The sequence below is a fragment of the Pseudomonas sp. B22129 genome (assembly GCF_044218875.1).
GTDB lineage: Bacteria > Pseudomonadota > Gammaproteobacteria > Pseudomonadales > Pseudomonadaceae > Aquipseudomonas.
The window spans coordinates 6,589,962-6,610,178 of the sequence record NZ_CP162592.1 but is presented as its reverse complement, the minus strand read 5'-3'; the positions used below and the strand labels follow the sequence as shown (position 1 = coordinate 6,610,178).

The following is a 20,217-nucleotide window of genomic DNA, read 5'->3' as shown; positions in this document are numbered from 1 at the left end:
CACTTACCACAGTGCGACGCTATAGCTGACGAGTACACGAACCTCGTCTGCATCACGCGCCGAATAGTTGGTGCGGTAGGTGGCGTTGCGCAGGCGAAAGGCCACGTCCTTGAACGTGCCGCTTTGCACCACGTAGCGGACCTCGCTGTTGCGTTCCCACTCCTTGGCGGTCTCGCCGTTCTTGAGCTTGATGTTGTCACCCGACAGGTAACGGCTCATGAAACTCAAACCGGGAATGCCCAGCTTGGCGAAGTCGTAGTCGTAACGCGCCTGCCAGGAACGCTCTTCGGCGCCGGCAAAATCGTTGATCTGCACGAAGTTGACGAGGTACGGGTCGCTGCCATCCACATACGGAAACGCGCTGTCACCGAACATGCGCTGGTAGCCGGCGCTGAGCTTATGGCCATTGAGGCCGTAGCTGAACAGGCTGCTGAAGGATTTGTTGTCGATCTTGCCGCCACGGGCAGAGCCGGTGTCGTCACTGATGGACAGGCGTACATCGGCACCAAAGGTGCCCGGGCCCATCGGCCGGGCGGCGACCAGGCCGAGGAAGTGCTGGCGGTACACGTCGTCCAGTTGGGCGAAGTGGTAGCTGCCGGTGATCTTGTCGGCGAATTTGTAGTCTGCGCCACCGAAGTTGAAGTGCTTGCCGGTGGCACCGCTGAGGAAACGACCGTTTTTGTTATTGAGGGCGATGTCTTCGTAATTGGTGTCGTCGCGGTCCTTGGCCTTGTCGAGACGGCCGCCGGTGAGTACCAGGTTCTTGAATTCCTTGGAGGTCAGCAGGCCGCCATTGAAAGTCTGCGGCAGGATGCGCCCGTCATTGGGTTTGAGGATCGGCAGTTCGGGGATCAGCGCACCGATTTTCAACTCGGTGGCGGAGATTTTCATTTTGCCGGTCACGCCCAGCTTGGAGTATTCGTTGGCGGCGCGGCCATCGTCGTGCGTCGGCAACAGGCCGGTGCCGGTGCGGTCGGGGCTGGAGTCGAGCTTGACGCCGAGCATGCCCAGCGCGTCCACGCCGAAGCCGACGGTGCCGTCGGTATAGCCCGATTGCAGGTTGAGCATGAACCCCTGGGCCCATTCATCGCGCTTGGATTGTTGCGCGCTGGTGCCGTCGCGAAAGTCGCGGTTGAAGTACATGTTGCGGGTTTCGAGGGTGCCGCTGCTGTCTTCGAAAAAGGCAGCCTGGCTGAGCGGCGAAAAGCCGGCGAGGGCGGCGGCACTGGCAAGGGCGGTCTGGGACAGACGGGAAAAACGAGCAGGCGGGCGGGCCTGGGGCTGGGTCGACAGCATCGTTGCGTACTCCGTTATTGTTCTTATTTTGGCGAAAACGCGTCGAGGCGTTTTTCGGGCGCTGCGGATCAGGCAGCTGGGCGGGCATTACCCACCGTCGCTGGATGCTAAAGGGCGAAGCTTTCACTAACCTTTCAGTTGTCTTTCAATGTTTTCGGGCTTCACAGGGCAGTCGGCGCCTGTAAACTGCCCGGCAAAGCGTGGCGCCGACCATGCCCGAATGAGGTGAACATCCATGCGTGTCCTCTTGGTTGAAGACCATCCGCAACTTGCCGAAAGTGTCGCCCAGGCGCTCAAGGGCATGGGTTTGACCGTCGACGTGCTGCACGACGGCGTGGCCGCCGACCTGGCTTTGAGCAGCGAGGAATACGCGGCGGTGGTACTCGATGTGGGGCTGCCGCGCATGGATGGTTTCGAGGTGCTCGCGCGGTTGCGGGCGCGTGGGAAAAATCTGCCTGTGTTGATGTTGACCGCGCGCAGTGATGTGAAAGACCGCGTGCACGGCCTGAACCTGGGGGCTGACGACTACTTGGCCAAGCCCTTTGAACTGACGGAGCTGGAAGCACGGGTCAAGGCGCTGTTGCGCCGCAGTGTGCTGGGTGGCGAGCGCCAGCAAGCCTGCGGTGTGCTGGTGTACGACCTCGACACTCGACGTTTCACCGTGGGCGGTGAACTGATGACGCTGACCTCCCGCGAGCAAGCGGTGTTGGAAGCCTTGATCGCTCGTCCTGGCCGAGTGATGAGCAAGGAGCAGCTAGCCTCCCAGGTGTTTGGGCTGGATGAAGAAGCCAGCCCCGATGCCATCGAAATCTACGTGCACCGCTTGCGCAAGAAGCTTGATGGCCAGCCCATTGCCATCGTGACCTTCCGTGGCTTGGGCTACCTGCTGGAAGCCCGCGATGCATAAGCCCAGCAGCCTGCGCTGGCGACTGCTGTGGAACCTGGCACTGTTGCTGGTGGTGTTGATGCTGGCCAGCGGCATGAGCGCCTACTGGAACGGCCGCGAAGCCGCCGACACAGCCTACGACCGCACATTGCTGGCCTCGGCACGGACCATCGCCGCTGGCCTCACTCAGGTGGATGGCACCTTGAGCGCCAACGTGCCGTATGTGGCCCTCGACACCTTTGCCTACGACAGCGCCGGGCGCATTTATTACCAAGTCAATGACATCGACCGCAAGCTGATCTCCGGCTACGAAAACCTCCCCGGCCCTCCGCCCGGCACGCCGCGCACCGATGATTACCCGGCATTGGCGCGGTTCTACAACGCCACCTATCAGGGCCAGCAAGTACGCGTGGTCAGCCTGCTCAAGGCGGTTTCCGAGCCGAACATGAATGGCATGGCGGAAATTCGCGTGGCGGAAACCGACGAAGCGCGCGAAAGCATGGCGCGCAGCTTGATGGCTGACACTTTGTTGCGCCTCGGCATGCTGGCCATCGGCGCGTTGTTGCTGGTGTGGTTTGCCGTGAGCGCGGCACTGCGACCGCTGGAGCGCCTGCGCACGGCGGTGGAAGAACGCCAGCCTGACGACCTGCGGCCTTTGCCGCTGGTGGAGGTGCAGCACGAATTCGGCCCGCTGGTGCGTTCCCTCAATCACTTCACCGAGCGTTTGCGCGGCCAGTTCGAGCGCCAGGCGCAGTTTATTGCCGACGCTTCCCACGAGCTGCGCACGCCGTTGGCCGCGCTCAAGGCGCGCCTGGAGCTTGGTTTGCGCGCCGAAGATCCGGCTACCTGGCGCAGCACTCTGGAAACCGCTGCGCAGGGCACCGACCGCCTGACCCATCTGGCCAATCAGTTACTGTCCCTGGCGCGTATTGAAAACGGCGCCCGGGCAATTGCCGAAGGCGGCGCGCAGTTACTTGACCTCAGCCAGCTGGCCCGCGAACTCGGCATGGCGATGGCACCGCTGGCCCACGCGCGTGGCGTCGCCCTCGCGTTGGAAGCGGATGAGCCGGTGTGGTTGCGTGGCGAGCCTACTTTGCTGAATGAACTGCTGAGCAACTTGGTGGATAACGCCCTGGCCCACACGCCCCCCGGCGGCAATGTGATCTTGCGGGTCACCGCGCCGGCTGTTCTTGAAGTCGAAGATGACGGCCCGGGCATCCCCCTGGATGAGCGTGACCGGGTGTTTGAGCGGTTCTATCGGCGCAGCCAGCAGGGTGTGGGGTCGGGGCTCGGGCTGGCAATTGTCGGCGAAATCTGCCGCGCGCATCTGGCACAGATCAGCCTGCACGATGGTGAGTTGGCGGGGTTGAAGGTGCGTGTGAGTTTTATCGCCGGCTGATCAGTAAAACATCGACCGGGCTTCATCCAGCTCGGCACGCAGGGCTTCGCTGTAAGGGTCTACACGCAGTTTTTTGATGGCGGGCAACGTGGAAACCGCCACGCCCGCTAGCGGGTGGCTGGTGCCTCGGTGGCAATACAGAACCGCGACTTGCACCAGGTCAATGTAGTCCAGGCTTGGAGAATCGCGCTCCAGGTTCAGGTATTGCCCCGGCAGATTCGCCAGCATTTCCGGAAAATCCCAACCGCCCAACAACTTGTCGCCCAGTATCGGGTGAATGCTGTCGATCACATGGTTGAGGCTGACCGGGTCGGACAGCAGCTCGTAGTGGTCTTCGGCATACGTGAGGATCGGCAGAACGCCAATCTGATGCACGAGGCCACCCAGCGCTGCCTGGTCTGGCTTGAGTTGGCTGTGGCTGCGGCACAAGGCGTAGCTGACGCCAGCCACTTCCAGGCTGCGGCGCCATACATCGCGCATTTTCTGTTCAACGGCTTCGGAGCGGGCGTGGAAGATCTGCTCCATCACCAGCCCGATTGCCAGGTTGCTGCTGTAGTTGGTGCCCAAGCGGGTGATTGCGGTGTGCAGGTCGGTGACTTCCTGAGTGGCGCGCAACAAAGGGCTGTTGACCACTTTGATCAGGCGCGCCGACAGGGCGGTATCGCGACCGATCACTTTGCTCAAGTGGCTGATGCTGATATCCGGATCTTCGGCGGCCTGACGTATGTTCAGGGCCACTTCCGGTAATGTCGGCAGAACCAGGTCATCGTTATCGATGGCCGTTACCAAAGCCTGTTGGACTTTTTCCGCCAGCTTGTTCATTCATGCTCTCTAGGGTGCTGCAAAAAAGGTACGGCGATTAACGCTGGATCTCTCGATCACGGTCCAGTTGGTAGGGCAGGTCAAGCAGTTGCAAGCCGGGGCCTTCCAGGGTGCCTAAGTGCACGTCGCCACTGTCGGCAGCTTCGGCTTGCAGCACGGCCAGAAGTTCAATCGACTGGTCAGCTTTTGCGGCGATCACGACTTCGCCGATTGAGCTGTTATGGCTGGGTGAGAACAGCGGGGTGCCTGGCTCGGGCAATTCAGCGGCATTGAGGCGCAGGCGATACAGGCGACGCTTGAGCTTGCCGAGGTATTGCATGCGGGCGACGATTTCCTGGCCGGTGTAGCAGCCCTTCTTGAAACTGACGCCACCGATGGCTTGCAGGTTGAGCATCTGCGGGATGAACAGTTCGCGGGTTTGCGGCATGACCTGGCCGATACCGGCGCGGATCTGGCCCAGCAGCCAAGCGTTCAGGTCGGCTTCTTTCAACTGCGCGGCCAGTTGGTTACGTGTCGTTTCGGCCAGATCGGCAGGCACCCAGAGTTCGGCGCGGCCGGGGGAGACGCGAATGGCGATCAATGTGTCGGTGCGTACGACACTGTCGGTTTCAGCCGGCAGTTCAAGGCCGAGGCTGGCCAGGGCTTGATCCGCATCGGCCAGACCGAAGCGTGCCCAACCGGCGCTTTCGTCGGTGAGTTTGGATTTGGAAAATACTGCATATTTCTTCAGGTCCGCCAACTGCGGTTCGAGCAGTTCGGTGGCCATGGCCAGAAGCACGCCATCACCTTGCAACACAATGCGAAAGCTCGACTGCATGCGCCCTTTTTGCGTGCAGCGCGCACCCAGGCTGGCCCGGGTCTCGCTCAGGTAATTGAGGTTGCAGGTCAGTTGCCCTTGCAGGAACTTGGCGGCGTCGGAGCCGCGGACGGCGAGAGCGCCTTCGTGTGACAGGGGGCAGAAGAAAGCAGAGTCAGCCATGGTTCATCGCAGGTAAAAAAGTGATGGGTGCATCATAGAGGGGCGCCCGGTAAATGGATAGTTTCCATGTGGGGCGACCAAAGCCGAGTGTTGCGGTGCCGTCGGGTCTGTATACTTGCCGCCTATTTGAGGAGCGCTCCATGGTCGAAGATGTAGAAATCAATCGTCTCTACTGGCACAGCCGCCGCGGCATGCTTGAGCTTGATGTGTTGCTGGTGCCTTTCACTAAAGAGGTGTACGCGACGCTTAACAAGGTGGATCGCGATCTCTACGTCAGGCTGCTGACTTGCGAAGACCAGGACATGTTCGGCTGGTTCATGGAGCGCGCCGAGTCCGAAGACCCGGAGCTGCAGCGCATGGTTCGGATGATTCTGGACCGTGTTCAGCCCAAGTAATACGTTTGAATGCCGCTGGCAGGCCTCCGGGCTGTTGCTGGCGGCGTATCTGCTCGCTCAGCTGTTCGCGTTGGGTGCCTTGTTTGTTGTCGATCTGCCTTATTCAAGCCTGGGTAGTCTGTTGTGCCTGGCGCATGCCGCGTGGGCCTTGCCGCGACATATCCTGCTGACCCACCGTTCGTCGATTCGTGGCCTGCGCCGGGACGAAGATGGCTGGCAGTTGTTCAGTGGTGATCGGGGTTGGCATAGCGTGCAGTTGCGTCCCGACAGCCTGGCCTTGCCGCTGATCATCGTGCTGCGCTACCGCCTGCCGGGCGAATGGCGTGTGCGGTCGATCTGTGTGCCGAGGGATTCGCAGGCTGCCGATCTGCATCGGCGCCTGCGGGTTCGCCTGAAGTTCAGTCGCCGTAGGTGGCTGGCACCAGAATAGTGTCGCGCGCCTCGGGCAGCATCTGCGGGTAGTCGAGGGTGTAATGCAGGCCTCGGCTTTCCTTGCGCTCCATGGCTGAGCGGATCATCAACTCGGCCACTTGCGCCAGGTTGCGCAGCTCGATCAGGTCGCGGCTGACTTTATAGTTGCTGTAGAACTCATCAATCTCATCCAGCAGCAACCGCACCCGATGCTGCGCCCGCGCCAGGCGCTTGTTGGTGCGCACAATCCCCACGTAGTCCCACATGAAGCGGCGCAGCTCGTCCCAGTTGTGGGCGATGATCACGTCTTCGTCCGAATCGGTTACCTGGCTGGCGTCCCAGCGGGGCAGGGCGGCGGGGACGGGGACGCGTGGCAGGTGTTCGAGAATGTCGGCGGCGGCTGAGCGGGCATAGACGAAACACTCGAGCAGCGAGTTACTGGCCATGCGGTTGGCGCCGTGCAGGCCGGTGAAGCTGGTTTCGCCGATGGCGTACAGGCCGGGCACATCGGTGCGACCGTTCTTGTCCACCATCACGCCACCGCAGGTGTAGTGCGCAGCTGGCACCACGGGAATCGGGCCTTTGGTGATGTCGATATTGAAGGTCAGGCAACGCTCGTAGACGGTGGGGAAGTGCGTCTTGATGAAGGCTTCGGGTTTGTGGCTGATGTCCAGGTAGACGCAGTCGATACCCAGGCGCTTCATTTCGTGGTCAATGGCGCGGGCGACGATGTCGCGTGGGGCCAACTCGGCCCGTGGGTCGAAGCGCTGCATGAAGCGTTCGCCGTTGGGCAGCTTCAGGTGCGCACCTTCGCCACGCAGGGCTTCGGTGATCAGAAAACTCTTGGCTTGCGGGTGGTACAGGCAGGTGGGGTGGAACTGGTTGAACTCCAGGTTGGCCACCCGGCAGCCCGAGCGCCAGGCCATCGCGATGCCGTCGCCGCAGGCGCCGTCGGGGTTACTGGTATAGAGGTAGACTTTGGCTGCGCCGCCTGAGGCGAGAATGGTGAAGCGCGCGCCATAAGTGTCAACCTCGCCGCTGGCACGGTTGAGCACGTAGGCGCCTAGGCAGCGTTCGCCGTCCAGGCCCAGGCGTTTTTCGGTGATCAGGTCGACGGCAACGCGCTGCTCCAGCAGTTCGATGTTGGGGCGTTGGCGCGCCTGATCGAGCAAGGTCTTGAAGATGGCGGCACCGGTGGCGTCAGCGGCATGGATGATGCGTCGATGGCTGTGGCCGCCTTCGCGGGTCAGGTGGAATTCGAACCCGCCGTCGTCACTGCCCGCGTGTTCATCGCGGGTGAATGGCACACCCTGGTCGATCAACCACTGGATGGCTTCGCGGCTGTGCTCGACGGTGAAGCGCACGGCTTCTTCGTTGCACAGGCCGCCGCCGGCGTTGAGGGTGTCTTCGACGTGAGACTGCACGGTGTCGGTGTCATCCAGCACCGCCGCAACGCCGCCCTGGGCCCAGAACGTCGAGCCGTTAGCCAGGTCGCCCTTGCTCAGGACTGCAATGCGCAGATGGCTGGGAAGGGTCAGCGCCAGGCTCAATCCGGCTGCGCCGCTACCGATCACCAGGACATCGTGTTGAAACTGTTGGCTCATTTGAGGGATTCCGCAAAAAGCGATCCGAAGGGGTGGCGCAAACAGGACGCCTGGATCGGCGAATCAAAGGGTCACACGGGCCACTAGTATATAGAGGGGGGGAGCGGCACAATAGCGGGGCATTCGTGGCAATGTGAGATTACGGTGCACAGCCGGGATAAAGTCGGCCAGTTGTTGGCGCGGGAACTTTTTGCATAAGCCCCGACTCAATAGCAGGTTGCCCGAAAGCTGGGAAAACGTTGAGTTTATTGGCCCGTCGGGAGCATCGGACGCGTCAGAAAACCGGCGACAAGATTATTCGCGCAGCCGGCTTCGCCCGCGCTGCGTTTTTCGTGTGTGCCAAATCAGTGCGTGCCGGAAACTTGCTTGAAGGGGGAGAACTTTTGCGAAAAGTCCGAGTCTATGTTTGCAAGCCTGATCGTTTAGTTATGCAAGCCTCCTTCAAGTACAACGAGGAGTGTTCATGCTAACCCAGGAAGAGGATCAGCAGCTGGTCGAGCGCGTTCAACGCGGCGACAAGCGAGCATTTGATCTGCTAGTGCTGAAATACCAGCACAAAATTCTCGGGTTGATCGTGCGGTTTGTGCACGACACCCATGAAGCGCAGGACGTTGCACAGGAAGCCTTTATCAAGGCGTACCGTGCACTGGGCAATTTCCGCGGTGACAGTGCGTTTTATACGTGGCTCTACCGCATCGCCATTAATACGGCGAAGAACTATCTGGTCTCTCGCGGTCGCCGCCCACCGGATAGTGATGTCAGTTCAGAAGATGCAGAATTTTATGATGGTGATCACGGCCTCAAGGATCTCGAGTCGCCGGAGCGTGCATTGCTGCGCGACGAGATCGAAGGCACCGTTCATCGCACGATTCAGCAACTGCCAGAAGATTTGCGTACAGCGTTAACTTTACGTGAATTCGATGGTCTGAGTTACGAAGACATTGCGAGCGTCATGCAGTGTCCGGTGGGGACTGTAAGGTCACGGATTTTCCGGGCCCGGGAAGCCATCGATAAAGCCTTGCAACCGTTGTTGCAGGAAAACTAAAGACAGCGGCGACAGCCAAGAGAGGAACCGCCATGAGTCGTGATGCCCTGCAGGAATCGCTGTCCGCAGTGATGGATAACGAAGCGGATGAACTGGAACTTCGTCGAGTGCTCAATGCATTTGATGATGCCGAAACCCGTGATACCTGGTCTCGTTACCAAGTCGCTCGGGCGGTGATGCACAAGGATCTACTAATCCCTCGTCTGGATATTGCTGCGGCCGTTTCTGCTGCGCTGGCTGATGAAGCCGTTCCGGCAAAAGCTGCTCGTGGTCCATGGCGTAGCCTGGGTCGCTTGGCGGTCGCTGCTTCGGTGACTGTGGCTGTGCTGGCGGGTGTTCGCCTGTACAACCAGGACGAAATCGCGGGCGCCGAACTGGCTCAGCAGACTCAGCAACCGGTCATGGCCGGTCCGCAAGTCAAAGGTCCAGCGGTATTGGCCGGCTACAAGGAAAGCTCGGATACCACCGGCCCCATGGCCAATGGTGTACTCCAGGGGCAATCCGGCTGGCAAGATCAGCGTCTTCCAGGCTACCTGCGCCAACACGCACAGGAATCAGCTTTGAAAGGCACTGAAAGCGCCCTGCCATACGCTCGTGCTGCAAGCCTGGAAAACCGCTGAACCGCTAAGGGGCCCTATGCGCGCCATACCGCTCCTTACGCTTTTGCTCAGTAGTTGGTTTGCACTATCCGCCCATGCCGATGAAGCGCAGGACTGGCTTAATCGACTTGGGCGTGCAGAGCAGCAGCAAAGCTTCGAAGGCACGTTCGTTTACGAACGTAATGGCAGTTTTTCTACCCATGACATCTGGCATCGTGTCCAGAATGGTCAGGTTAGCGAGCGGTTGTTGCAGCTCGACGGCTCTGCTCAGGAAGTTGTCCGGGTCGACGGTCGCACCCGATGCGTCAGTGGCACCCTCGTTGCCGGCATCGGTAATTCGCCGGATGCGCCCTCGCGTGCACTTGATCCGCAAAAACTCACTCAATTTTACGAATTGGCCGTTATCGGCAAATCGCGTGTGGCCGGTCGTAATGCAGTGATCGTGTCGATTACGCCGCGTGATCAATACCGTTATGGCTTTGAGTTGCATCTTGATCGTGAAACCGGCTTGCCGCTGAAGTCTCTTCTGCTCAATGATCAGGGGCAGTTGCTGGAGCGCTTCCAATTCACGCGCTTGAACACTTCCGCAGCGCTGACTGATCGCGATTTGCAGCCCAGTGGCGAATGCACACCCATTGCCCTGACCAGCAACAAAGCCCCGCAAGTGCCTGCCACCCAGGCGTGGCATCTGGATTGGCTACCGCCTGGCTTCCAGCTGACCAACAGCGTTTCCCGAAAAGACGCCCAAACCAAATCTACTGTCGACAGCCTGATGTATGACGACGGGCTTGCACGATTTTCGGTGTTTCTTGAATCGACCGACGGTGCGAGCGTGACGGAAACCCGCACTCAGCTCGGCCCTACAGTTGCTGTATCCCGGCGGTTGAATACGGTAGATGGCGAAGTGATGGTAACCGTCGTCGGCGAAATACCCATCGGTACGGCTGAACGCATCGCGCTGTCAGTGCGCGGTGAAAAGCCCGTCGCCAAGCCGTGAGTCGTTAATCCTATGTTCATCTTGACCTTTCAACCTACGCCCATGCCAGGTTGGCTGCCGAGAGCATGAAATGTCTGGATCAGCATTTTCACTTGCAAATAATCCCCATGTTTTTTATAGGTCAGGGCTTGTCGGCCCTGGCCTTGTTTTGTTCGCGGAACAAAGATGTCGGTCGCAGTTTTCGGCGTTTCTTGAACCCTGTCGCTCAACCCTGCTCGTCGTAACGGGAGCTGTATGTCGATACCACGCTTGAAGTCTTACCTATCCATAGTCGCCACGGTGCTGGTGCTGGGTCAGGCCGTGTCCGCGCAAGCGGCCGAGCTGCCTGATTTCACCCAGCTGGTTGAGCAGGCATCGCCTGCCGTGGTGAACATCAGTACCACGCAGAAACTGCCGGACCGTAAAGTCTCGAACCAGCAGATGCCCGACCTGGAAGGCCTGCCGCCGATGCTGCGCGAGTTCTTCGAACGTGGCATGCCGCAGCAGCGTGCGCCGCGTGGTGGCGGTGGAGGTCAGCGTGAAGCACAGTCCCTGGGCTCGGGTTTCATCATTTCGCCGGATGGCTACATCCTTACCAACAATCACGTGATCGCCGATGCTGACGAAATTCTTGTGCGCCTGGCTGATCGCAGTGAGCTGAAAGCCAAGCTGGTGGGTACTGACCCGCGTTCCGACGTGGCCTTGCTGAAAATCGAAGGCAAAGACTTGCCGGTTTTGAAGCTGGGTAAATCCCAAGACCTTAAAGCCGGGCAGTGGGTCGTCGCAATCGGCTCGCCATTTGGCTTTGACCATACCGTGACTCAGGGCATCGTCAGCGCCATTGGCCGCAGCCTGCCAAATGAAAACTACGTGCCGTTCATCCAGACCGACGTGCCGATCAACCCGGGTAACTCCGGTGGCCCACTGTTTAACCTGGCGGGTGAGGTGGTGGGTATCAACTCGCAGATCTACACCCGTTCCGGCGGTTTCATGGGCGTATCGTTCGCTATCCCGATCGACGTGGCCATGGACGTGTCCAACCAACTGAAAAGCGGCGGCAAAGTCAGCCGTGGCTGGTTGGGTGTAGTGATTCAGGAAGTGAACAAGGACCTCGCTGAGTCTTTCGGTCTCGACAAGCCAGCCGGTGCGCTGGTCGCTCAGATCCAGGACGATGGCCCGGCTGCCAAAGGTGGCCTGCAAGTCGGTGACGTGATTCTGAGCATGAACGGCCAGCCGATCATCATGTCTGCTGACCTGCCGCATTTGGTTGGCGCACTCAAGGCCGGTAGCAAAGCCAAACTGGAAGTGATCCGTGATGGCAAGCGCCAGACGGTTGAGCTGACTGTAGGCGCCATCCCGGAAGAAGGCGCAACCCTGGACGCTCTGGGCAACGCCAAACCCGGTGCCGAGCGCAGCAGCAACCGCCTGGGCATCGCTGTTGTCGAGCTGACCGATGAGCAGAAGAAGAGCTTCGACCTCAAAAGCGGTGTGGTCATCAAGGAAGTGCAGGACGGCCCTGCGTCCCTGATCGGCCTGCAGCCAGGCGATGTCATCACTCACCTGAACAATCAGGCCATCGACTCCACCAAGCAGTTCACCGACATCGCCAAGGCGCTGCCGAAGAATCGCTCGGTATCGATGCGCGTGTTGCGTCAAGGGCGTGCAAGCTTCATCACCTTCAAGCTGGCCGAGTAATCCGCTAGTCTGATCCAACAAAAAGCCCCGCATTCGATAGACGAAGGCGGGGCTTTTTTGTGGGCGATGGGTTTAGCTCATCATGCCTTTTACCAGGCGTTCCTGTTCGATCAGCTCACGTTGACGTGCGTCGATACGTGAGGACAACGGGAAGTTGTTGCCCGCCCGACGCTTGGCGAAGTCCAGTTGCTGAATGGCCTGCTGGAAGTCGCCCACCAGCGCAAAGTATTCAGCGCGGGCCTGATGCAAGCCGATGATGTTGCCGGACAAGCCACGTGTCTCTGCAACTTGATACCAGACATCCGGATCATCAGGGCGGGATTTAAGCAAACCGTCCAACGCCTTCTCCGCATCGGCGGTACGGTTTTGCTTGAGCAGCAAGTCCACGCGCACCTGATTCAGCGGATAGTTGCCGGGATATTGAGTGAGCATTCGATCAGTGCGCTGCTGAGCATCGGGCAAGCGATTGCTGGTGATGTCCAACTCGATCTGTGCAAGGTTGTAAGTGATGTCATTGGGCGCTTTGGCCAGCAGCGGTGCCAGGGTTTCCCGTGCTTCCTTGAGCTTTGTTCCCTTTATTTGGGCGATAGCCAAGCCATAGCGCGCTACATCGCTTTTCGGGTTCTCGTCCAGCTGCGCCTGGAAGCGTTTGGCGGCGAGGCCTGGCGTATCTTCGTATTGCAATTGCACGCGTGCGCGAATCAGTTGATAGCGCAGGCTGTCTTCCTTGCCGCCAGGTTTGGCTTGTTCGGCGCGGTTGCGGGTGTCGGCAATTCGCGATTCAGTTACCGGGTGAGTCAGCAGGAACTCGGGAGGCTTGGCGTCAAAACGGTATTGGCGCATCAGGCGCTCGAACATGGTCGGCATTGAGCGAGGGTCGTAACCGGCTTTTTCCAGATTGAGGATGCCGATACGGTCAGCCTCCTGTTCGTTCTGTCGGGAGAACCTGCGTTGCTCCTGGATTGCGGCCGCCTGCGAGCCGGCAATCGCAGCAATACCCGCGTCCCCGGCGCCAGCAGCGGCGGCGATGATGCCGCCCAACAGAGCCGCCATCATCGGGATTTGCATGCGTGACTGCGCTTCCACGCCGCGGGCAAAGTGGCGCTGGGACAAGTGAGCCAATTCGTGGGCGAGTACCGAGGCATATTCGCCTTCGGTCTGTGCATTCAGAAACAAACCGCCGTTGACCCCGACAATCCCGCCCGGTGCGGCAAACGCGTTGAGCTGCGGGCTGTTGATCAGGATGAACTCCAGGCGCCTGTCATTGACTTGGCTGGTCTCGACCAGTTTGTACACGCTGGTTTCGACGTAATCCTTGAGCTGCGGGTCATTGAGTTGCGAGACCTGGCCGCGCAGGTACGCCAGCCACGCGCGACCCAGTTGAAATTCCTGTTGTGGCGAGACAATGGCAGAACTGGCGTCGCCAAGTGACGGCAGGTCGTCAGCGAAGCCTGGAGAGGCCAGCAGGCAAGCCAGCGTCAGCAGGGTAGGGCGCAAAAAAGTCATGCACAGAGCCTTTCGACAAAGAGCTTACTGTAGCCGGACACTGAGCTTCGGACCAGATATTCTAAGCAGCCCAAATGCATGCCCGGAGTAAAACCATGACCGACGCTGTAGCCTTTGATGCCGAACTCGATGCCAGCGGCCTTAACTGCCCGTTGCCACTGCTCAAGGCCAAGCTGGAACTCAATCGGTTGGCCAGTGGCGCCGTGCTCAAGGTGATTGCCACGGACGCAGGCTCCCAGCGTGATTTCCGCACCTTCGCCAAGCTGGCCGGCCACACGTTGTTGCACGAAGAAGACGCCGCCGGTGTTTACCAATATTGGTTGCGCAAGGCCTGAACCGTTTGCACTCACCGTCCGAGGTTGATTGATGTTCAAAGTGTTACGAGACTGGATTCAGCGCTACTTTTCCGATGAAGAAGCTGTGGTGTTGGCTGTCCTGCTATTCCTGGCCTTTACCGCCGTGCTTACCTTGGGGGGCATGCTGGCGCCGGTGCTGGCGGGGATGGTGCTGGCGTATTTGATGCAGGGCCTGGTGACCACGCTTGAGCGTTTGCGCTTGCCGGGCGGGGTAGCGGTGGGGTTGGTATTTGCCTTGTTCATGGGCTTGCTGGTGGTGTTCATCGTGGTGGTGTTGCCGTTGTTGTGGCATCAGTTAATTACCTTGTTTAACGAGTTGCCGGGCATGCTCGCCAAATGGCAATCCTTGTTGCTGTTGTTGCCGGAACGCTATCCGCATCTGGTGTCGGACGAGCAGGTGCTGCAGGCCATCGATGTTGCGCGCGGTGAGATCGGAAAATTCGGGCAATGGGCGCTGACCTTTTCTCTGTCCAGCCTACCGTTGCTGGTCAACATCATGATCTATCTAGTGTTGGTGCCGATTCTGGTGTTTTTCTTCCTCAAGGACCGCGCAATGATCGGCCGCTGGGTGCGCGGTTACCTGCCGCGTGAACGAGCGTTGATCACCCGCGTGGCCGAGGAGATGAACCGGCAGATTGCCAACTACATCCGTGGCAAGGTCATTGAGATCGTCATCTGTGGCGGCGTCACCTACATTGCTTTCGTTGCGCTCGGGCTGAACTACGCAGCGCTGCTGGCGTTATTGGTGGGCGTGTCGGTGGTGGTGCCGTATGTCGGTGCGGTGGTGGTGACGGTGCCGGTGATGCTGATCGCGTTGTTCCAGTGGGGCTGGAGTGACCAGTTCATCTACCTGATGGCGGTGTACGGCATTATTCAGACGCTGGATGGCAATGTGCTGGTGCCGCTGCTGTTCTCGGAGGCTGTCAACCTGCACCCGGTGGCGATTATCTGCGCGGTGTTGTTGTTTGGTGGGTTGTGGGGATTTTGGGGGGTGTTCTTTGCGATTCCCCTGGCGACGCTGTTCAAGGCAGTGCTCGATGCGTGGCCACGGCAAGAGCCCGTCGTCGCGCCATTGTTGTAATGCAATCCAATTGTGGCGAGCGAGCTTGCTCGCGCTGGAGTGCGAAGCGCTCCCGTTTTTCAGGGCCGCTACGCGCCCCGCGGGAGCAAGCCCCTCGCCACAACAAGCTGCTGCGGGGCGAACTCAGGCCTTGTGCAGCGCCTGCGCCGCGGCCAAAACCGCATCTACATGGCCCGGCACTTTCACGCCACGCCATTCCTGGCGCAGCACGCCATCCTTGTCGATCAGGAAAGTGCTGCGATCCACGCCCAGGTATTCCTTGCCGTACAGTTTCTTCAGCTTGATCACATCAAACAGCTGGCAAACCGCTTCGTCCTTGTCGCTGATCAGCTCGAAGGGAAAGGCCTGTTTGCCCTTGAAGTTTTCATGGGATTTCACGCTGTCGCGCGACACGCCGAACACTTCGGTGTTCGCCGCCTTGAACGCAGCGTACTGATCGCGGAAACCCTGGCCTTCGGTGGTGCAACCCGGGGTGCTGTCCTTCGGGTAGAAGTAGATCACCACTTGCTTGCCCTTGAGGCCTGCCAGGCTGAAGGTCTGGCCGCTGGTGGCCTGGGCTTCGAAGTCGGCTACCGGTGTGTCGATGACTACAGCCATGAAAACTTCCTTACATTGGGTTCTGTGGGCGCCATGGCTCGATCAGTGCGTCGAGGTTCAGCGCATCGGCGAAATCCAGGAACTGGTCGCGCAGCCAACTGATCTGCACGCCGGCCGGCAAGGTCACGGTGAACGTGGCGTTGAGCATGGTGCCGCCGGTTTGCGGGGCCTGGTAAGTGTCGCAGGTCAGGTTTTCCAGCTCGACATTGTGGTCGATAAAGAACTGGCACAGCTCGTTGACGATGTCCGAACGGTAGGCCGAGCTGACGTAGGCAACATAAGGCAGCGCCTGCGGGCGGTTTTCCAACGCGGCACTGCGCACCACGTTGACGGTGAAATCATGCTTCTTGGCCAAGCCCGGCAAGCCGGTTTCCAGGCGCGCCAGGGCGTCCCAGCTGCCGGAAATCTGCAGGACCAGTGCGCTGCACTCGCCATGGCGGGTCAGGCGGGAGGTCACGACGGCGCAGCGGTTCTCATGGCTGGCGCGGCACAGGACGTTGGTCAGCTCCATGGGGTTGGCGCCGAGGGCACTGATAACAAGGAATTGTTCGCGAACTGTGGGGGTGGACATGCAGCCTTCCTAAAGCGATGAGCGGTCGATACCGTGTGGGCTGTATCGATCAAAGGATGAAGGGTAGCGAAAAGCGTCGCCAAGGGCTAGGAGGTGGCGTTTTCATTACGCGATCGGTCTGATTTCAGCGTGCTTCAAGCCAGGCTTTGGCCCAATGATGGCATTGCCCGTCGTTTAGTTGGTTCAGAACGCATCCTCGCGCGGTACTTCGCTTGTACAAGCATCTTGGCGCCAGTACCATTACGGCTCTCTTTTTCCGGCAGGAGCGGTTGCATGATTGCGGGCAGTATGGTGGCACTGGTCACACCCATGGATGCACAAGGTCATCTCGACTGGGATAGCCTGGGCAAACTGGTGGACTTCCACCTGCAAGAGGGCACCAACGCCATCGTGGCGGTCGGCACCACAGGTGAATCGGCCACCCTCGATGTGGAAGAACACATTCAGGTCATCGAATTCGTGGTCAAGCGTGTTGCGGGCCGTATTGCCGTGATCGCCGGTACGGGCGCCAACTCGACGCGTGAAGCGATCGAGCTGACCAAAAACGCCAAGAAGGCCGGCGCCGACGCCTGCCTGCTGGTGACCCCGTACTACAACAAACCGACCCAGGAAGGCCTGTACCAGCATTTTCGCGCCATCGCCGAAGCCGTAGACATCCCGCAGATCCTCTACAACGTGCCTGGCCGCACTGCTTGCGACATGCAGGCTGCGACCGTGATCCGCCTGTCCACCGTGCCGAACATCATCGGCATCAAGGAAGCCACTGGCGACCTGCAGCGAGCCAAGGACATCCTGGCCGGCGTGAGCAGCGATTTCCTGTTGTATTCCGGTGACGACGCCACCGCTGTCGAGTTGATCCTGCTGGGTGGCAAGGGCAACATTTCCGTGACTGCCAACGTCGCCCCGCGCGCCATGAGCGACATGTGCGCCGCCGCCATCGCCGGTGACGCTGCAAAAGCCCGTGAAATCCACGAAAAGCTGATGCCGCTCAACAAAACACTGTTTATCGAATCCAACCCTATCCCCGTGAAACGGGCGCTGTTCGAGATGGGCCTGATGCCGGACGGTATCCGTCTGCCGCTCACCCGTCTCAGCGAAGCCTGTCACGAACCGCTGCGACAGGCCCTGCGCCAGTCCGGCGTCCTGGTTTAATTGAGGAAGCACTACGCATGAAGCGATTGGCCGGACTTTCCGCACTTGCCTTGATTATCTCCAGCACCAGTGGCTGCGGTTGGATCTGGGGCCCGGAAGGCTACTTCCGTGACCGCGGCAGCGATTACCTGGAAGCGCAAGCAACCAAACCGATGCAACTGCCGCCGGACGTCAATGTCGCCAAGCGCCTTGACCCGTTGCTGCCGATTCCGCGCAACGTCGCCGACGATACCGCCAAGGGCGAGTACGTGGTGCCCCGCCCGCAGCCGATTTCGGCGGTAGCGGATGCCAGCGATTACAGCCTGCAGAAGAGCGGCGACAACCGCTGGATCATTGCTCAGCGCCCACCTGCCGAAGTCTGGCCTGTGGCGCTGCAGTTCTTCCAGGACAACGGTTTTCGCATTGACCAGCAGCACCCGCAGACCGGCGAGTTCACCACTGCCTGGCAGCGTGGCAGCGAACTGTCCGCCAACATGGCCCAGCGCCTGCAGGCTGGCGGCGTAGCGGCTGACAGCGAAGCGCGTGTGCGTGTGCGCATCGAGCCCGGCGTGCAGCGCAACACCAGTGAAGTCTACGTGGTCAGCGCCGAGCGTCCTGCCGGCAGCACTGCCAATGTCGACTTCACACCGCGCTCGGTCAACCTGGGCGTTGACGCCGCGCTGGTCGACGAGATGCTCGCCAGCATGAGCCGTATCTCCGAGAAGGGTGGTTCGGTTTCCCTGCTCGCCGCACGTGATTACGACACGCCTAACCGCGTCAGCCTCACCGAAGACGGCAGCGGCAACGTGGTCCTGAACCTGGGTGAGGACCTTGACCGTGCCTGGGCCAGCGTCGGCCGCGCATTGGAAAAAGGCCCTTGGCGTGTTGAAGACATTAACCGCAGCCTGGGCCTGTACTACATCAACGTGGCTGAAAAGGCCGTGAAGAAAGACGACGAGCCAGGCTTCTTCGGTAAATTGTTCGGCAGCGCGCCGACCAAGGAAGAGATCGAAACCCGTGCCGAGCGTTACCAGGTTCGTTTGAGCAAGGTTGGCGAAAGCGTACAAGTTACCGTCGAGAAGAACATCAACACCGTTGCGCCGGCTGATACAGCGCGCAAAGTGTTGGGCGTGATTCAGGACAACCTGGGCTGATCCGATGCGTTTTGCCGTTCTCGGCAGCGGTAGCCAAGGGAACGGCACGCTGGTCGCACATGACGACACGTACGTGCTGGTGGATTGTGGTTTCTCGTTGAAAGAAACCGAGCGGCGCCTGCTGCGTCTGGGGGTTCACCCCGCGCAGTTGAGCGCGATTCTGGTGACCCACGAACATGCCGACCACGTGCATGGCGTGGGTTTGCTGTCTCGGCGCTACAATCTTCCGGTGTACCTGAGTCGCGGCACTCTGCGCGGGATGCGCAAACCCATTGAACCTGCAGGTTTCCTGGCCGGTGGCGAACAGCTTCAAATCGGTGCCTTGAGCATTGACGTGATTGCCGTGGCGCATGACGCCCAGGAACCGACGCAATACGTGTTCAGCGATGGTGAACGGCGTTTCGGCGTGCTCACCGATCTGGGTTCCTATTGCTCCAAAGTGCTGGACGGTTACCGCGACCTCGATGCCTTGATGATCGAGTCCAACCACTGCCGGGACTTGTTGGCGCGCGGTCACTACCCCTTCTTTCTCAAGCAGCGGGTGGGCGGCGAGCTGGGACATTTGAACAACCACCAGGCGGCGTACCTGGTGTATGAGTTGGGCTGGCAAGACTTGCAACACCTGGTCCTGGCCCATCTGAGCAGCAAGAACAACCTGCCGGCGCTTGCCCGGCAATGTTTTGTCGACACCCTTGGGTGCGACCCGGACTGGCTGCAACTGGCCGATCAAGATTCAGGGCTCGACTGGCGACACATCGCCTAGCCCACCATTTAGCAAGCGGAGCCCATCATGGAAAAACGTGAAGAACTCTACCGCGGCAAAGCCAAGTCGGTGTACAAGACCGACGACGCCAACCGCCTGATCCTGCTGTTTCGCAACGACACTTCGGCGTTCGACGGCAAGCGTATCGAACAGCTTGATCGTAAAGGCATGGTGAACAACAAGTTCAACGCCTTCATCATGCAGAAGCTCGAAGCGGCCGGTGTTCCGACCCAATTCGACAAACTGCTGGGCGACAACGAGTGCCTGGTCAAGAAGCTCGACATGATCCCGGTTGAATGCGTCGTGCGTAACTACGCCGCCGGCAGCCTGGTCAAGCGTTTGGGCGTTGAAGAAGGCCTCAAGCTCAACCCTTACACCTTCGAGCTGTTCCTGAAGGACGACGCCAAGGGCGACCCGTTCATCAACGAATCCCATGTGGTGGCGTTCGGCTGGGGCACCGCTGAGCAACTGGCGCGCATGAAAGAGTTGTCCCTCAAGGTCAATGAAGTTCTGAGCAAACTGTTCGACGACGCCGGCCTGCTGCTGGTGGACTTCAAACTGGAATTCGGCGTATTCCACGACGGCTCCATCGTCCTGGGTGACGAATTCAGCCCGGACGGCTGCCGCCTGTGGGACAAGGCCACCAAGAAGAAGATGGACAAAGACCGCTTCCGCCAGGGCCTCGGTGACGTGATCGAAGCCTACGAAGAAGTCGCCAACCGTCTGGGCGTACCGCTTTAATCGACGCAAGCATCTGATAGCACGGAAAAAAATCGCATTTGGGGTTTGCTTCCGAGAAACACACTGTTATGATGCGCGCCGTTGGAGAGATGCCAGAGTGGCCGAATGGGACGGATTCGAAATCCGTTGTACCTTCACCGGTACCTAGGGTTCGAATCCCTATCTCTCCGCCATTATTAGATACGAATAAGCCCCTGAAATGGTTGAAAA

The 20,217-nt window shown here is 59.7% G+C and carries 22 protein-coding genes and 1 tRNA gene; 15 read left to right on the top strand and 8 right to left on the bottom strand.

Annotation, left to right across the window (positions count from 1 at the left end; genetic code table 11):
* Window positions 1-3: 3 nt before the first annotated feature.
* Window positions 4-1,296, bottom strand: coding sequence for an OprD family porin (locus AB4P94_RS30170; protein WP_395608705.1), 1,293 nt, complete (start codon window positions 1,294-1,296; stop codon window positions 4-6).
* A gap of 235 nt (window positions 1,297-1,531) precedes the next feature.
* On the opposite strand from AB4P94_RS30170, the gene AB4P94_RS30165 reads away from it, so the two are divergent.
* Together AB4P94_RS30165 and AB4P94_RS30160 are read left to right on the top strand one after the other, a co-directional pair.
* The gene (locus tag AB4P94_RS30165) at window positions 1,532-2,203 is read left to right on the top strand and encodes a response regulator (RefSeq protein ID WP_395608704.1); all 672 of its coding nucleotides are present in this window, start codon (window positions 1,532-1,534) and stop codon (window positions 2,201-2,203) included.
* Window positions 2,196-3,581, top strand: a complete 1,386-nt coding sequence (locus AB4P94_RS30160) for a sensor histidine kinase (protein WP_395608703.1) — start codon at window positions 2,196-2,198, stop codon at window positions 3,579-3,581. The genes AB4P94_RS30165 and AB4P94_RS30160 overlap by 8 nt, the downstream gene beginning before the upstream one ends.
* Here the strand turns inward: AB4P94_RS30160 and AB4P94_RS30155 are convergent, their stop codons facing one another.
* Window positions 3,582-4,403, bottom strand: a complete 822-nt coding sequence (locus AB4P94_RS30155) for an HDOD domain-containing protein (RefSeq protein WP_395608702.1) — start codon at window positions 4,401-4,403, stop codon at window positions 3,582-3,584.
* Between the two features lie 37 nt (window positions 4,404-4,440).
* Window positions 4,441-5,382: a YgfZ/GcvT domain-containing protein gene (locus AB4P94_RS30150; protein ID WP_395608701.1), complete on the bottom strand. Its 942-nt coding sequence runs from the start codon at window positions 5,380-5,382 to the stop codon at window positions 4,441-4,443.
* Between the two features lie 140 nt (window positions 5,383-5,522).
* Here AB4P94_RS30150 and AB4P94_RS30145 point away from each other — a divergent pair, with 140 nt between their 5' ends.
* Both AB4P94_RS30145 and AB4P94_RS30140 read left to right on the top strand, forming a co-directional pair.
* On the top strand, window positions 5,523-5,777 hold the full coding sequence (locus tag AB4P94_RS30145; protein WP_010212215.1) for a succinate dehydrogenase assembly factor 2: 255 nt from the start codon (window positions 5,523-5,525) through the stop codon (window positions 5,775-5,777).
* The gene (locus AB4P94_RS30140) at window positions 5,761-6,207 is read left to right on the top strand and encodes a protein YgfX (RefSeq protein WP_395608700.1); all 447 of its coding nucleotides are present in this window, start codon (window positions 5,761-5,763) and stop codon (window positions 6,205-6,207) included. Before AB4P94_RS30145 ends, AB4P94_RS30140 begins: the two co-directional genes overlap by 17 nt.
* Here AB4P94_RS30140 and nadB read toward each other — a convergent pair.
* Window positions 6,176-7,792: an L-aspartate oxidase gene (nadB, locus tag AB4P94_RS30135; protein WP_395608699.1), complete on the bottom strand. Its 1,617-nt coding sequence runs from the start codon at window positions 7,790-7,792 to the stop codon at window positions 6,176-6,178. The genes AB4P94_RS30140 and nadB overlap by 32 nt on opposite strands.
* A 463-nt stretch (window positions 7,793-8,255) precedes the next feature.
* On the opposite strand from nadB, the gene rpoE reads away from it, so the two are divergent.
* Genes rpoE through AB4P94_RS30120 form a run of 3 tightly spaced genes read left to right on the top strand, consistent with a single transcriptional unit; the run spans window position 8,256 to window position 10,433 of the window.
* The gene (rpoE, locus tag AB4P94_RS30130; protein WP_003172477.1) at window positions 8,256-8,837 is read left to right on the top strand and encodes an RNA polymerase sigma factor RpoE; all 582 of its coding nucleotides are present in this window, start codon (window positions 8,256-8,258) and stop codon (window positions 8,835-8,837) included.
* A 32-nt stretch (window positions 8,838-8,869) separates the two neighbouring features.
* A complete protein-coding gene (locus tag AB4P94_RS30125) occupies window positions 8,870-9,457 on the top strand; it encodes a sigma-E factor negative regulatory protein (RefSeq protein ID WP_003172479.1) in 588 nt (195 codons plus the stop codon).
* 16 nt (window positions 9,458-9,473) lie between these two features.
* Entirely contained in the window at window positions 9,474-10,433 is a 960-nt protein-coding gene (locus AB4P94_RS30120) for a MucB/RseB C-terminal domain-containing protein (RefSeq protein ID WP_395608698.1), read from the top strand.
* A 29-nt stretch (window positions 10,434-10,462) separates the two neighbouring features.
* Here AB4P94_RS30120 and AB4P94_RS30115 read toward each other — a convergent pair whose 3' ends face one another.
* Complete coding sequence (locus AB4P94_RS30115; protein WP_395608697.1) at window positions 10,463-10,642, bottom strand: hypothetical protein; 180 nt, start codon at window positions 10,640-10,642, stop codon at window positions 10,463-10,465.
* 25 nt (window positions 10,643-10,667) lie between these two features.
* Here AB4P94_RS30115 and AB4P94_RS30110 point away from each other — a divergent pair, with 25 nt between their 5' ends.
* Entirely contained in the window at window positions 10,668-12,107 is a 1,440-nt protein-coding gene (locus AB4P94_RS30110; RefSeq protein WP_395608696.1) for a DegQ family serine endoprotease, read from the top strand.
* A gap of 72 nt (window positions 12,108-12,179) precedes the next feature.
* Here the strand turns inward: AB4P94_RS30110 and AB4P94_RS30105 are convergent, their stop codons facing one another.
* The gene (locus AB4P94_RS30105) at window positions 12,180-13,613 is read right to left on the bottom strand and encodes a M48 family metalloprotease (protein WP_395608695.1); all 1,434 of its coding nucleotides are present in this window, start codon (window positions 13,611-13,613) and stop codon (window positions 12,180-12,182) included.
* Between the two features lie 95 nt (window positions 13,614-13,708).
* On the opposite strand from AB4P94_RS30105, the gene AB4P94_RS30100 reads away from it, so the two are divergent.
* Together AB4P94_RS30100 and AB4P94_RS30095 are read left to right on the top strand one after the other, a co-directional pair.
* Window positions 13,709-13,948 carry a sulfurtransferase TusA family protein gene (locus tag AB4P94_RS30100; protein WP_078741284.1) on the top strand — a complete coding sequence of 80 codons (240 nt, stop codon included), beginning with the start codon at window positions 13,709-13,711 and terminating at the stop codon, window positions 13,946-13,948.
* A gap of 31 nt (window positions 13,949-13,979) precedes the next feature.
* Window positions 13,980-15,050, top strand: a complete 1,071-nt coding sequence (locus AB4P94_RS30095) for an AI-2E family transporter (RefSeq protein WP_395608694.1) — start codon at window positions 13,980-13,982, stop codon at window positions 15,048-15,050.
* A gap of 123 nt (window positions 15,051-15,173) precedes the next feature.
* On the opposite strand, the gene AB4P94_RS30090 is transcribed toward AB4P94_RS30095, so the two are convergent.
* The gene (locus tag AB4P94_RS30090) at window positions 15,174-15,647 is read right to left on the bottom strand and encodes a peroxiredoxin (RefSeq protein WP_395608693.1); all 474 of its coding nucleotides are present in this window, start codon (window positions 15,645-15,647) and stop codon (window positions 15,174-15,176) included.
* A gap of 10 nt (window positions 15,648-15,657) precedes the next feature.
* Entirely contained in the window at window positions 15,658-16,218 is a 561-nt protein-coding gene (locus tag AB4P94_RS30085; protein WP_003189463.1) for a glycine cleavage system protein R, read from the bottom strand.
* Window positions 16,219-16,491: 273 nt separating this feature from the next.
* On the opposite strand from AB4P94_RS30085, the gene dapA reads away from it, so the two are divergent.
* From dapA to AB4P94_RS30060, 5 genes are all read left to right on the top strand, one after another.
* Window positions 16,492-17,370 (top strand): 4-hydroxy-tetrahydrodipicolinate synthase, encoded by an 879-nt coding sequence (gene dapA / locus AB4P94_RS30080; protein ID WP_395608692.1) that lies wholly within the window; start codon window positions 16,492-16,494, stop codon window positions 17,368-17,370.
* Between the two features lie 17 nt (window positions 17,371-17,387).
* Window positions 17,388-18,503, top strand: a complete 1,116-nt coding sequence (gene bamC, locus AB4P94_RS30075) for an outer membrane protein assembly factor BamC (RefSeq protein ID WP_395608691.1) — start codon at window positions 17,388-17,390, stop codon at window positions 18,501-18,503.
* 4 nt (window positions 18,504-18,507) lie between these two features.
* A complete protein-coding gene (locus AB4P94_RS30070) occupies window positions 18,508-19,266 on the top strand; it encodes an MBL fold metallo-hydrolase (RefSeq protein ID WP_395608690.1) in 759 nt (252 codons plus the stop codon).
* A gap of 27 nt (window positions 19,267-19,293) precedes the next feature.
* Entirely contained in the window at window positions 19,294-20,007 is a 714-nt protein-coding gene (purC, locus tag AB4P94_RS30065; protein ID WP_008055992.1) for a phosphoribosylaminoimidazolesuccinocarboxamide synthase, read from the top strand.
* Window positions 20,008-20,090: 83 nt separating this feature from the next.
* Window positions 20,091-20,180, top strand: a tRNA-Ser gene (locus AB4P94_RS30060).
* The last annotated feature ends 37 nt before the right edge of the window (window positions 20,181-20,217 follow it).

What these genes read in the sequence shown, in the direction of transcription:
- AB4P94_RS30100 (WP_078741284.1), top strand. Translation starts at nt 13,709, where the DNA reads ATGACCGACGCTGTAGCCTTTGATGCCGAACTCGATGCCAGCGGCCTT.
- AB4P94_RS30160 (WP_395608703.1), top strand. Translation starts at nt 2,196, where the DNA reads ATGCATAAGCCCAGCAGCCTGCGCTGGCGACTGCTGTGGAACCTGGCA.
- rpoE (WP_003172477.1), top strand. Translation starts at nt 8,256, where the DNA reads ATGCTAACCCAGGAAGAGGATCAGCAGCTGGTCGAGCGCGTTCAACGC.
- AB4P94_RS30155 (WP_395608702.1), bottom strand. Translation starts at nt 4,403, where the DNA reads ATGAACAAGCTGGCGGAAAAAGTCCAACAGGCTTTGGTAACGGCCATC.
- AB4P94_RS30170 (WP_395608705.1), bottom strand. Translation starts at nt 1,296, where the DNA reads ATGCTGTCGACCCAGCCCCAGGCCCGCCCGCCTGCTCGTTTTTCCCGT.
- AB4P94_RS30070 (WP_395608690.1), top strand. Translation starts at nt 18,508, where the DNA reads ATGCGTTTTGCCGTTCTCGGCAGCGGTAGCCAAGGGAACGGCACGCTG.
- purC (WP_008055992.1), top strand. Translation starts at nt 19,294, where the DNA reads ATGGAAAAACGTGAAGAACTCTACCGCGGCAAAGCCAAGTCGGTGTAC.
- AB4P94_RS30085 (WP_003189463.1), bottom strand. Translation starts at nt 16,218, where the DNA reads ATGTCCACCCCCACAGTTCGCGAACAATTCCTTGTTATCAGTGCCCTC.
- AB4P94_RS30120 (WP_395608698.1), top strand. Translation starts at nt 9,474, where the DNA reads ATGCGCGCCATACCGCTCCTTACGCTTTTGCTCAGTAGTTGGTTTGCA.
- AB4P94_RS30165 (WP_395608704.1), top strand. Translation starts at nt 1,532, where the DNA reads ATGCGTGTCCTCTTGGTTGAAGACCATCCGCAACTTGCCGAAAGTGTC.
- AB4P94_RS30090 (WP_395608693.1), bottom strand. Translation starts at nt 15,647, where the DNA reads ATGGCTGTAGTCATCGACACACCGGTAGCCGACTTCGAAGCCCAGGCC.
- AB4P94_RS30145 (WP_010212215.1), top strand. Translation starts at nt 5,523, where the DNA reads ATGGTCGAAGATGTAGAAATCAATCGTCTCTACTGGCACAGCCGCCGC.
- bamC (WP_395608691.1), top strand. Translation starts at nt 17,388, where the DNA reads ATGAAGCGATTGGCCGGACTTTCCGCACTTGCCTTGATTATCTCCAGC.
- dapA (WP_395608692.1), top strand. Translation starts at nt 16,492, where the DNA reads ATGATTGCGGGCAGTATGGTGGCACTGGTCACACCCATGGATGCACAA.
- AB4P94_RS30125 (WP_003172479.1), top strand. Translation starts at nt 8,870, where the DNA reads ATGAGTCGTGATGCCCTGCAGGAATCGCTGTCCGCAGTGATGGATAAC.
- AB4P94_RS30105 (WP_395608695.1), bottom strand. Translation starts at nt 13,613, where the DNA reads ATGACTTTTTTGCGCCCTACCCTGCTGACGCTGGCTTGCCTGCTGGCC.
- AB4P94_RS30095 (WP_395608694.1), top strand. Translation starts at nt 13,980, where the DNA reads ATGTTCAAAGTGTTACGAGACTGGATTCAGCGCTACTTTTCCGATGAA.
- nadB (WP_395608699.1), bottom strand. Translation starts at nt 7,792, where the DNA reads ATGAGCCAACAGTTTCAACACGATGTCCTGGTGATCGGTAGCGGCGCA.
- AB4P94_RS30150 (WP_395608701.1), bottom strand. Translation starts at nt 5,382, where the DNA reads ATGGCTGACTCTGCTTTCTTCTGCCCCCTGTCACACGAAGGCGCTCTC.
- AB4P94_RS30110 (WP_395608696.1), top strand. Translation starts at nt 10,668, where the DNA reads ATGTCGATACCACGCTTGAAGTCTTACCTATCCATAGTCGCCACGGTG.